General features: G+C 41.8%; 7 protein-coding genes. 3 read left to right on the forward strand and 4 right to left on the reverse strand.

The features are described 5' to 3' along the window. Positions 1–39: 39 nt before the first annotated feature. The 4 genes from BLU33_RS15080 to chrA form a co-directional block, all read right to left on the reverse strand. The gene (locus BLU33_RS15080; RefSeq protein ID WP_197684507.1) at positions 40–3,096 is read right to left on the reverse strand and encodes a SusC/RagA family TonB-linked outer membrane protein; all 3,057 of its coding nucleotides are present in this window, start codon (positions 3,094–3,096) and stop codon (positions 40–42) included. Positions 3,097–3,570: 474 nt separating this feature from the next. After that, positions 3,571–5,523: a M1 family metallopeptidase gene (locus BLU33_RS15085; RefSeq protein WP_091374602.1), complete on the reverse strand. Its 1,953-nt coding sequence runs from the start codon at positions 5,521–5,523 to the stop codon at positions 3,571–3,573. A gap of 40 nt (positions 5,524–5,563) precedes the next feature. Then, complete coding sequence (locus BLU33_RS15090; RefSeq protein WP_091374605.1) at positions 5,564–6,610, reverse strand: sulfotransferase family protein; 1,047 nt, start codon at positions 6,608–6,610, stop codon at positions 5,564–5,566. Beyond that, positions 6,607–7,833: a chromate efflux transporter gene (gene chrA, locus BLU33_RS15095; protein WP_091374609.1), complete on the reverse strand. Its 1,227-nt coding sequence runs from the start codon at positions 7,831–7,833 to the stop codon at positions 6,607–6,609. Before chrA ends, BLU33_RS15090 begins: the two co-directional genes overlap by 4 nt. 280 nt (positions 7,834–8,113) lie before the next feature. Between chrA and BLU33_RS15100 the strand changes: the two genes are divergently transcribed. From BLU33_RS15100 to BLU33_RS15110, 3 genes are all read left to right on the forward strand, one after another. Next, the gene (locus tag BLU33_RS15100; protein WP_091374613.1) at positions 8,114–9,190 is read left to right on the forward strand and encodes a phosphotransferase enzyme family protein; all 1,077 of its coding nucleotides are present in this window, start codon (positions 8,114–8,116) and stop codon (positions 9,188–9,190) included. Between the two features lie 19 nt (positions 9,191–9,209). After that, positions 9,210–10,325 (forward strand): DUF3472 domain-containing protein, encoded by a 1,116-nt coding sequence (locus BLU33_RS15105; RefSeq protein WP_091374617.1) that lies wholly within the window; start codon positions 9,210–9,212, stop codon positions 10,323–10,325. Positions 10,326–10,485: 160 nt separating this feature from the next. Continuing rightward, on the forward strand, positions 10,486–13,005 hold the full coding sequence (locus tag BLU33_RS15110) for a glycosyl hydrolase (protein WP_091374619.1): 2,520 nt from the start codon (positions 10,486–10,488) through the stop codon (positions 13,003–13,005). Positions 13,006–13,039 lie beyond the last annotated feature (34 nt).

Genomic DNA, 13,039 nt, shown 5'->3' on the forward strand with positions numbered 1-13,039 from the left:
TTTATGTCGATCCGTTATAGATAGAAACTTTATTATTTATTAATGAACAGAAAGTTTTATACCAATGATGTAGGTGCGGAATGCCGGGAAACCGCCAAAATCCAAACCACCGGACACATTACTACCACTGTAACCACCAGCTCCATTGATCGCCTGGCCCTGGTGAACATTTTCTTCTGGGTCAGTACCCTTATAACCGGTAAAGGTTAAAAGGTTTTGTCCTTCTGCATATACAGTAAGTCCTCTAACGAATGGCGTTTTTTCAAACACAGCAGATGGAATAGTGTAGCTAAACGAAGCTGTTTTTAAGCGAACATAAGATGCGTTCTCAACAAATTTTGAGTTAACGTAACTGCCATACTGGCTTAAAAAGTAACCTTCGCGCGGTATATTGGTATTTTCGTTTACACCCGGTACAAACCTGTTTAATGCGGCTGCGCCTGTTGTTGATTCCAATACCAATTCGTTCATGTTATACAGATCATAAGAAAATGCACCCTGGAAGAAAATACCTAAAGAAAAACCTTTGTAATTAAAGTTATTACCTAAAGCTGCTGTGTAATGCGGGTTAGTATTACCTAAATTAGTTCTGTCGGCAGGGCTTATAACGCCATCTCCGTTAAGATCAGCATATAATGGATCGCCTGGTTTTGCATTTGGCTCCGGTGCATATTTCTGGCCGGTTTTAAGCACACCTATATATTTGTAACCGTAAATTTCACCTAACTCACCCCCTACCACTAAGTTTGTAAACTGCTGGCCCGAAACCGTTCCGCTTGGATTGGCAGTAGTGCTGGTTATTGAATTAACCCCAGGGGCAAATGACAAAACTTTTTGTTTATTGTAAGAAGCGTTAAAGGTTGAGGTCCAGGAAAATCCGGCGGATCTTATATTAGTTGTATTTATCCCTAATTCAATTCCCTGGTTACGTATAGAACCGGCATTGATAAGCTCAGTACTAAAACCCCACCACTGTCCAACAGTTACGTTTGACAATAAGTTAGAAGTCGTTTTCCTGTAAACATCTAACGTAGCATTTACACGCCCGCCAAAGAAGCCCATATCAAGGCCTGCATCAAACTGGGCTGTACTTTCCCACCTTAAATTCGGATTAGCTAACGAAGCCGGTTCAATACCAATTTGTAGTGGGCCACCCGGAGCAAGCACGGTGTTCCATGCGCTGTATGTACTTAAATAAATATTAGGAGCAGGAATACGGTCATTACCTGTTACACCATAGCCTATTCTTACTTTCAGATCAGAAAAAGTATGTAAGTCCTTAATAAAGTCTTCATCTCCAAGTTTATAAGCTACAGCGCCTGATGGAAAAATACCATGCCTGTAATTAGCGCCAAACCTTGATGACCCATCATCCCTTAAAGTAAAGGTAGCTAACAGCTTATCATTATAGGCGTAATTTACCCTTGTAAAATAGTCAGTACCTGTTGTTTGTGTTCTGTAGCTGTTAGACGCGTTTGTTACTGAACCTGCCACTAAGTTATAATACAGGAACGAGTTGTTCGAATAACCCTGAGAGCCTCCGCTCAAGCCCTCGTCAACATCCTTTTGATTAGAGTTACCTAACAACACGGTAAAGGCGTTTGCTTTACCAACGTTGAATTTATAAGTAAAATAGTTTTCAACCAGCCATCTAAAGGTAGAATACCATTGATCAGCAGCTATACCCGGATTTGTAAGGCCCAATGCAATATTATTGGGTTGATACTGGCCCGCATTTGTTTGGTTGTACTCAGCACCTGCACTTACGTGAAAAGTAAGATTTTTTAATATATTATAATCAAGATATACGTTACCATTACCTAACTTATTTTCTGTGGTGTTGGTTAATGCCAGCAAGCTATACAGCGGGTTACCATTACCACCTGTTTGCGGGTTATAGAATATATTGTAGGTGCCATCGGCCTTATAAATTGGCACATTAGGCGGTGCAACCAATAAAGCAAATATAGGTGCAGTAATATCGCCCGAATATGATTGTATACTGGAAGTTGAGCTTGCACCGTAAAAGTTAGCGCCCAACTTTATATTATCATTTAATGTTTTCTCGGCACCTATCCTCGCTGAATATTGTTGAAAACCAGTATTTTTTAATACACCAACCTGGTTAAGATAATTTACCGATGCATAAAGTTTAGAATCTTTAGTGTTACTGCTTACACTAAGGCTTCTGTTATCAACTTTAGCAGTTTGTGTGGCAGCTTGCAGCCAATTGGTATTAGCCGGCACGAAACTCGGGCCATATGGCGCTGATTTGCCGTCTTCAATAGCTGTAGCATTTTGGATATCGGTATATTGCTGGCCTGTTAATAATTTCGGCTTATAGGTATTATATTGCCAGCCATTAGATACATCAGCATCAATAGATACCTGGCCTGCAGTTCCCTTCTTTGTAGTGATCAATATAACACCGTTGGCACCACGCGAACCGTATATGGCTGTTGCCGAAGCATCCTTTAATATTTCGATGTCGGCAATGTCATTAGGGTTGATCTTGTTGCCGTAATCAGAAATAAAACCATCTATTACATATAAAGGCTCGTTACTGGCATTAATGGAGTTACCACCACGTATAGTGATCTGTATGCCCGCGCCCGGTGCAAAACTTGTTTGCTGAACGGTTACACCGGCAGCTTTACCCTGTATGGCCTGACCTACGTTTGAAACCGTACCGCCTAAAGTCAGTTCACTACTTTTTATGGTGCTTACAGAGCCCGTAAGGTCCGACTTTTTAACCGAACCATAACCTACAACCACTACCTCGTTCAGTTGGTTCAAGTCATCCAGCAAAACAACTGATATGTCGCTTTTGCTGCCAACCGGTACCTCTTGTGTTTTGTAACCTACCGATGATACGACCAAAACTCCTGAACTGTTTTTCAGGGTAATTTTAAATTTACCGTTCATATCAGTAGCGGTTGAGTTTGTCGCGCCTTTCTCAGATACGGTGGCGGCAATCACCGGTATGCCCTTATTATCTTTTACATTACCGGATATTATTTTTTGTGCACTTGCTACCGTCGGTAAAAGTAAAAGCAGGTAGCAGCAGATCTTTCTGAAGAACGCCCCTTTTGGCATGCACTTAATTGGAAAGATTGATCCCTTAAAATCTAATCCAAGTTGAGTGTAAATTTTAATCATACATTTTAGTTTTAATGTTAGTTGTCTTTAGTTTTAGTTAGCGCTATTTTTTGATTTTTTGAATAATGGAAATTAGTTGTAAAGCATAGCAAAAGCAAGACAAAGGAGGCTTCGAGATTACGCAAACGTTTGTCAAACAGAATTTTAAGCTGCACAAACGTTTGTTTTACTAACATTCAATTCATATTGCACCGAAATAGGGTGGCAATATTTTCGCTTTTCGGCCTTAATTGTGCTATATTTTTAAATTATCACCCGGGAATATTCTATTATTTAGTAATCTTTCAAAAAACTTATAATTCTATTGTAAAAATAATTTTACCACGGGGTGTTTTTAAACAAAAAAATCCGGTGTAATTGCTTACAACGGATCAGGAAAATTAAACTGGAAAAGCCCTTAAAATGAACTCCTTATTGAGGCATTCTGTATATATTATTGCTACGGTCGGTATCCGGTAAACGGTGCTCAGGATCGATAACCACAGTAGCAATTTTACTGGTTGAATTATATTTAAACACCCACTTTGCACCCCGTTGCCAAACCTCAACAGGCAGGTCTACAATTTGTGTATTGCCATTCTCTTCCGTAACTTTTAAGCGTACCGGCAGGGCCATTTCGCCAAGGTTTTCAATGGTGATGAATACACCGTTCTTCGCATCATCCCCAATGTATTTAACGCCTGTTACCGCCTGGTCCAAAGTCCAGTTGGTAAAGAACCATTCTTTCCAGAACCAATTCAGATTATCGCCTGCTGCATCATTCATGGTACGGAAAAAGTCATCGGGCTGCGGATGTTTATAGGCCCAGCGTTTTATGTACATTTTAAAGGCATAATCAAACCTATCGGCTCCTAAAACCTCATTACGCAGTATATTCAGTGCCAAGGCTGTTTTATAATAATACATGCCACCCTCGTTTGATACCTCCGGCGCTGTCATCAATGGATCATGTTCTTTAATCAACCCTCTGGTAAGTTTTACAGCTGCACTTGATGTATCATTATACTCGCCCTTATTAAATGAGGCGGAAGAATAGCCGTTGATAAAGGTATTCATGCCTTCGTCCATCCACATGTAGCGCCTTTCATTACTGCCTACTATCATCGGGAACCAGTTATGCCCAATCTCGTGGGTAACATCACGCCACAGGTCATCGTCATGTATGCTGTAACTGCAGAATACAATCCCCGGGTACTCCATACCCAAGGCCACACCCGCAACCACATAAGCTGAATGCCATGGATACTCAAAATAAGTTTTTGAATAGAACTCGATACTATGTTTTAAGTATTGTGCCGCCCGGTTATACCTGTTCTTACCCACACTTTCAACAGGGTAAACGGCCATTGCCAATCCACCTGTCCCCGATGCTAAATTTACGTGCGCGGCATCCCATATAAACGCCCTCGACACAGCCCATGATACATCACGGGTATTCTTCATCTTAAAATGCCAGGTCAAAGTACCCTCATGCTTAGGCCTTATAGCGGCTTTCCCAATTTCATTTGCGCCAATAATGCTAACCGTACTATCACTCTTCTTGGCTTTAGCCAAACGTGCAATTTGTGTGGCTGTTAAAACCTCTTGCTGGTTTTGCAGATCGCCTGAACCGGCAACTATCATATCAGCAGGTACGGTTATGGAGTAATCATAATCGCCGTATTCGCAATAAAACTCACCCTCGCCCATGTAGGGCAGTGTATTCCAACCTTCCACATCGTCATAAACACACATGCGCGGGTACCATTGCGCCAACTGGTAAATGGTTCCGTTCTTAGTATTTAACCGGCCCATACGGTCAGCGCCATGCTCAGGAATGAAGAAAGAGTAATCTACTTTTACACTGATCTGGTCGCCATGCGGCTTTACCGGGAAAGGCAAGCGCACCTGCATACGGGTATCGCTGATCACTGTTTCGGCCTTATAGGTTTTACCCATGTAGGTGATGGTAACCGCTCCTATCTGGTATCCCTTGGTATATGTACCCACGGCATAGCGGTCGCCTGAAATTCTTGTAGCAGCAGTACCACGTGAATCAGCCTTGAATAAGTTCTGATCAACTTGCAGCCATAGATAATTAAGTGTATCCGGACTATTATTGGTGTATTTAATACTAACCGAACCTTTTACCGTGGTATCCTTCTCATTCAACTCAGCCTTAATAACATAGCTGGCTGCATTCTGCCAGTATTTGGGTCCGGGCGATCCGTTTGCACTGCGATACTCATTACCGTTATGGGTAAAAAATGAGGGATCGAAAACCTGCAATTCATTATAAGCCGATTTAGTTTGAGCGATAGATGCCAAAGGCAGAAAACCTGCACATAACAGCAACAGCTTATGCAGGTGTTTGTATTTTATCATTGATATAAAATTAAATTACTAGACTATAAACGGCAGAATACTAGAGGCCAGCACTTGACTGGATGACCAATTCCGCAGCACGTTCCTTTATTTTCCGTAGGATAATTAACTGGGGCTCTCTGTGTTCCAGGTCGGATTTGCGGGCTTTTACCAGGATCTCTTTTTTCAGTATCTTATTATCCATACCATATTGTTCAATCGCGTCTTCCGAGATCAGTTGGGTATTGGTTAATGCTGTAAATAACGGATAATCCAGTTTTTGCAGAACGTTTTGGTTCACCAGTTCAAAAATTTCTATCTCCTCATGGGTCAGTTCCTTGTGGAATTTACCGGTATTATTGCGCATGATCGGCTTTTCCAGGTTCTGCCACATTTCCCCGGCCGCGGCCGTAGCTTTTGATTCATGTGAATTGTAAAAACTCAGCATATTCTCATTATAAGTAATATCCAAAAAGCTGCACAAATCCTTGATAACAGCCTCTGGCTGCGCGATAAGCGTTTCATAATTAAGGGCAAAAAAGCGATCCTTTTCAATGCGATCTGCCAGTTCAATACATGCTTCCTGGTCGTATTTCCATTGGCGGGCCAAATGATAAATATGTTTTTCGCCTACTATCGCTTTTTTAAATGAAACGGCAACATCCCTCCCATCCCTGTACAGGTAAATATATTTCAGATTAGGGCTATGGCTTTCCAGTTCATCAGCATAGTGTACATTAGCCATGCTTTTGCAACACCAGTATTTAGCTTTTTTGCAGATGGCGGCCTGCTCATATATCAGTCGGTTTATTTCAAACAGGCTGTAAACGTTTGAGTTTTCGAATATCCAGTCGCGGTCAATGGTGATACCATCCCAGGGTACAGGGTTGGCTTCCACATAATCTACCACATCATTTATCAGCACCTTATAGGTTTCGGTATCCAGATCGCCATAAAGCTCCAGCAAAGGCACAAACGTAACCAATACATGCGCAGGGTGAGGCGATACAATCTCGCTCGACTGGTCAAGCATCACCCTTAATAAATTTGAACCGGAACGTTGTGTGCCGATAATTTGAATACCTAATGGTTGGGTAGAATTACTCATATTAAAAAATTTGTGATGATACCTATTGATATAGATGCTACAATTAAATAAACCGGGCTCACTTTGTATTTAAAGCTTAGTATTAAAGCCGCTATTGCAACCAATGCTATACCGAATGAAAATGGTTGCGTGTATAAAATCCTGATGGCTGAAGCTATAATAAGACCTATTACTACTGCTTTTACGCCTGCAATCATATCTTTTGCCAGTGAATGGTCTTTAGTTTTTTTAAATAGCTTGCTTACCATTATCATTACAATGGCCGATGGCGCAAACATGGCAGCAGTTGCAATTATAGCCCCCATTACCCCAGCCAGCTTATAACCAATAAACGTCGCGCTCACCAGTATTGGCCCCGGCGTAGCCTGACTAAAGGCAATAGCATCAATAAACTCCTGCCGGGTAAGCCAGTGCAGCTCGTTTACAAATAAGGATTGCATTATCGGGATCATTACATATCCGCCACCAAACAGGGAAAGACTGATCCCCGAAAAAACCATGCTTATTTTTAGGATAGGACTATTAAAAAATTTATAGGTCCCACTTATAAATAAAACCTCATTTATTATAAATAAGCTGATAACCGCGCTATAAATGGCATTCAACTTAAAAGAGCCGTTGCTTTTTAAATTATTTAGGTTGATGTTACTACGTTCAATAATCAGCCCCATTATTGCCCCCAAAGCAATCAACCCCAGGGTTATGAGGTAGCTGCTGGTTAATACCATAACAATAATGGTAAAAAGGCATAGCAAAGCTTTTTTATAATTTTTACCGATCTCTTTTTTGTACAGATTGAAACCGGTTGATAATATTATGGCACTTACCACAGCCACCACATAATGCATGATATTAGCCCACTCAAACTTATAGGCATAAGAGAAATACAACCATGCCAATAACAGCATCAGCATGGAGGCTGGCAGCAACACCCCAATCATGCTTAATAATGCGCCGGTTTTTCCTTTAAGGTGGTACCCAATATAGGCCACAATGTTTACAGCTAAAGGCCCTGGTATAAGGCTGGCCACGGTTATACTGTCAATTATTACTTCATTGTCTAAGGTTTCATCCTTATCAACCATTATTTTCTGCACTAATGAAACCAGCGCCATATAACCACCAAAACTTACAGCTCCTATTTTCAGGAAAGTATAGAAAAGGTAGCCAAGCGTTACTTTTTTGCTTTTAGCCATGCTTATACTTTTTATTGCAAGTTCCATTTACTTATTTAAAGTTTTTATGAATTTAATGATAAACTACTTTACATAATCTTAATCTCTTAACGCAAACGTTTGCAAACATTGGAACATCATTGATTTTTGCCTGATTTTGTTAACAACAAAATCAATCTATCTACTCCAAATAAATCTACTATATGCCACACTTTTTTTTGTACAAAGCATTGTTATAAAAGCTTAAAAAAATGGCACAAACGTTTGTGTAACGGCTTTATAAATACGCTTGCTATGTTTTAGTATGTTTGGTTAATCACATATAAATATGCTTAATAAAATACTGGTTGCCTTTGGACTAAAACCTTCACAATACACAGTTCAACCCTTTGGTTCGGGATTAATAAACTACACATTAAAAGTATCAGGCAACGGACAGGATTATATTCTGCAAAGAATTAATGTCAATGTTTTTAAAGCGCCCGATCAGATAGCCGGTAACTTAACCCTGCTGCAATCGTATTTTAACAGCACCTATCCCGATTATAATTTCGTGGCTCCATTACCGTCCCTTACAGGCGATTACCTGGTTAAAACCGATAAAGGTGAATATTACAGGCTGTTCCCCTTTGTTAAAGGATCACGAACTGTTGATTTTATAAGTGATAATAAAGAGGCATTTGAAGCGGCCAGGCAATTTGGGAAGTTCACCTGCATGCTTAAAGACTTTGATGCTAATCAGCTAAAGTATACGCTGACCGACTTTCATAACCTTAAACTAAGGTTCGATCAGTTTAAAACAGCTTGCCAAAATGCCCGGGAAGAGAATTTGATGGAGGCAGCCCAGGAAGTAAAAGAGGTGTATAACCACTATACTATTTTACAGCAATATAATCAGTTAATAACTAATAACCAGGTCCCGGTAAGGGTTATCCATCATGATACCAAGATCAATAATATCCTGTTTGACGACAAGCAGAACGGATTATGTGTAATTGACCTGGATACTGTAATGCCCGGCTACTTTTTTAGTGATGTGGGCGATATGATGCGGACCTACCTATCGCCTGTAAATGAAGAGGAACAGGATTTCTCAAAGATCCAGATCAGGGAAGATATTTTTATGGCGGTATGCAAAGGCTATATGGCTGATATGGGTAAAATACTTACAGAAACAGAAAAACAGTATTTTATTTTCTCGGGCAAGCTGATGATATATATGCAGGCCATCCGCTTTTTAACTGATTTTTTGAATAACGATATTTATTACGAAACTAAATACCCGGGCCACAACTTAGTAAGGGCCAAAAATCAGTTCGACCTGCTTAACAAGTATTTAAATTCAGAAAAACAGTTTGAGCTGCTGTTTGCTAAAGCGCAAGGTAATTCATTAACCCATAATTAATATTAAAGATAAACCTGTTATGAAAACAAAGCATCTGTTAACAACTATTTTAGTTTTTGCAATCGCACTTAACAGCCTTGCGCAGCAAAGTTGCCCAAAATGGGGGCCGTATGTAAAAACAGTTGGCATGGCAAAAAACAAAAACGAGCTAATGATGGCCGATGTTATGATCCCTGCTGACGGGCTTGCACCTTTTACTTATGCCTGCAGCGTACAATTTGGTATAGGAAAAAGTGGCGGTTATTGCGGTATTCAATTAGCCGGACCAACAGAGGGCCGCATACCGAATAACATTTTCTCTATTTGGGACTTCCCTAACAAAATACAGATCTCCTCAGCCTATAAAGCTCCTTTAACCTTTGTTGGTGGCTTTGGCGGCGAAGGTACGGGCTTGCACTCCCATGCTGATTTCGGCTGGAAACCAGGCCAATGGTATACCAACATTGTAAAACGTTGGACCATCAATGATTCAACCACGCAAGTTGGTTATTGGATATATGATCACACCGCAAAAACCTATACGCATTATGTAACCTTTACAGTTCCGGAAAAAGATGCGATGCTGCATGGCGATATTGGCAGCTTTCTTGAAAATTTTGCCGACGAGCAGAAACATAGCCGCACAGCCATATATAAATCATACTGGATGTTAACCGACCAGTATAAATGGGTACACCCTGATTCATTGGTAGCTGAAGCTGGGGAAGGCTCGTGGAAAGCAGAACGTTATGGCGATGATGGCGTTAAGGCAACATCATGCGGCACAAGTCCGTGGCAAAAAAAGACCAAGTATGCAGTGAAGCAAAAAGATAGGCCCGAAATTATCCCTGCTGATGTTTATGACCTTGCCGCTTATTACGATCATTCACAAAAAAAGATATTTGTTGACTGGAGCGTACTGCAAACAGCTACCCCGCAGTTAAGTTATGAGGTGCATATATTTGATAACAGCACATACTCGGGTAACGCTATCGCATCACTAAAAGGCACCGATCCGGATTTAACCAGTGTGAGCATTGCAGTAAAAGATTTGAACCTTAAAAGCCAGGATTACTACATCACCCTTCAAATAACTGACATTTTTGGGCAGGTATCACCAGTTAAGAAAATTGTACTGGCCGAGTTAAAACCGTAAAATTTGTTTTATACAAACTATTCATGTCTGTTTAATTAAATTCTGCGCTGCTTTTTTCATAATGTTGAGAGCAGTGCAGAATTTAATTATAGCACCGTGTAAAATATCATCCTGTAAAAGAATATATTAGCATTATCAACTTGCAATTATTCTTTTCATTATGCAATGCAGTTATAGTAAGATCACCCCTATTCTTTTTTTTATACTGATTGTAAGCAATGCCATATCCCAAACACGCAAGAAGCAAATTCCGTTAATCCCAAAGGATGATCCTGAATATGTTTTTAATAACCCGCCCGAAGATGCCAAACCCGGGGTTTTATGGATGTGGATGGGATCGAATGTAAGTCAGCAGGGCATTACAAAAGATTTGGAAGCATTAAAGGCCGAGGGATTTAACAGCGCAACCATGTCCACACTGGCTGATGTTACCATGCCCTGGAGCGCTGTTATTAAAAAATCCCCCACCCCTGAAATTATTGGCTGGACAGCACCCTGGTGGAAACTGGTACGCTATGCTACCGAAGAAGCCAAGCGCCTGAATATGACCCTGGGATTATTCAACTGCCCCGGCTATGAAGCCTCGGGCGGCCCATGGATTACTCCTGAACTATCCATGCAGGAACTATGCTGGAGTACTAAGGTAGTAAAAGGCAACACCCACGTTAGTGTTCAACTATTAAGGCCATCGGTTAACCCGCGTGCCAATATGCGTTTCCCGGTGTATAACCCACATACGGGGTTGGTAGAAAACCCGGAGATACCCGAAAGGAGTTCTTATTACCGTGATATATCCGTGCTGGCAGTGCCTGCAAAAGGGCCGGTAAGCAAGGATAGCGTTATAGATATTTCAGACAAAATGGACCTGAATGGCAGGTTAAGGTGGGATGCACCCGCCGGCAACTGGATGATCTATCGCTTTGGACATACCACTACCGGTGCGCTTATTCAGCCTGCGCAACCGCAGGCAACGGGTTTGGAGTGTGATAAGATGAGCGAAAAAGCGGTAAGCTTTCATATGGATCACATGATCAGCGAAATAAAAAAGCACCTGGGCAATTTAGCCGGTACGGTAATGACCGATGTTTATTTCGACAGCTACGAAATTGATGATGTTACCTGGACGCCGAATATGAAACAGGAGTTTTTGAAGCGTAAGGGTTATGATATTACCCCATTCTTGATCACTCTTGCTAACAGGCGGGTGGGCAGTAAACTTGATTCCATAAAATTCGGACTCGATTTTGATAATACCGTGCGCGACCTGTACCGGGATGTTTACTTCGCCACCATATCAAAAAAACTAAAGGAAGCTAACCTGAGGTTCTTAAGCGAGCCCTACGGCGGCCCCTGGAGGCCCGATGATGTAGTACCACAGGTTCACCGTACCATGGTGGAGTTTTGGACCGACAAGGGCGCGTATTCGCCTTATGAGCTGGTGCCAACGTTGGCTGCTATCAGAAAAACGGGTCAGAACCTGATACAGGCAGAGGCCTTTACCGGGCAGCCCGCTTACAGCAAATGGGACGAATACCCCGCATGGTTAAAACCTATTGGCGATGCCGCTTTTTGTGTGGGTGTTAATCGTATCATCATCCACCGCTTTGCGCAACAGCCCTGGGACGATCGCTACCAGCCGGGCGAGGCCATGGGCCAATGGGGTACACACTTTGACCGTACCCAAACCTGGTGGAAACCTGCCGCCGCCACCGTAAAATACTGGACCCGCTGCCAGGCATTATTGCAATGGGGCAAATTTGCGGCTACCGATACCAATATGTTTGTAAGCGATATAAAGGACAGCATCATGCTCCGGAACATTAACCGTGTACAGGACAATACCAGTCTTTATTTTGTTGCGAACCTATCGCACCGTGCGGGCTCGGCTACCTGCACCTTTAAGGTAAGCGGTATGCAGCCCGAGCTATGGGACGCCGTAACCGGATCGATACGTGACCTGCAGCAATTTAAGGATGATGGAAAATTCACCTCCATCTCCTTAAATTTCGATGATGCGCAAAGTTTTTTTGTTGTATTCAGGCATCCCGTGGCAACGCGTACTCCATCAAAAAAGAACGATTTTCCAGTGCAAACACAGCTGGCTGTTATAAAGGGCTCATGGCAGGTGCAGTTCGACCATCGCTGGGGCGGCCCGGAAAAACCAATAACATTGGACTCACTAACTGACTGGACAACAAACACAGATAACGGCATTAAATATTTTAGCGGCACAGCAATTTACACCATAAATTTTGATGCCCAGGGAGCTACCAACACCAAAAAGACCTTGTATTTAAATTTGGGTAAAGTAAAACACATAGCCCATGTTATAATCAACAATAAGGATATGGGCGTAATATGGACGGCGCCATGGAGTGTAAAAATACCTGCTGGTTTACTTAAAAAAACAGGCAATACCTTAGTAGTCGAAGTAACCAACGTTTGGGCCAATCGCCTTATTGGCGATGAGCAGGAACCTGACGATTGTAAATGGCTGCCCAGCCAGTATTTATATGATAGTGGTAAGTATTTAAAGGAGTTCCCCGAATGGTTTTTAAAGAATGAGCCTCGCCCATCAAAAGGCAGGTACTGCTTTACTACCTGGAACTATTTTACAAAAGATTCGCCGCTGATATCTTCCGGTCTAATGGGCCCGGTTAGGATAATGAGTGAGAATTAAAAAGCCCGGAGAAATATTTCTCCGGGCTCTGCCA

Source organism: Mucilaginibacter mallensis, from assembly GCF_900105165.1.
Classification (GTDB): Bacteria; Bacteroidota; Bacteroidia; order Sphingobacteriales; family Sphingobacteriaceae; genus Mucilaginibacter; species Mucilaginibacter mallensis.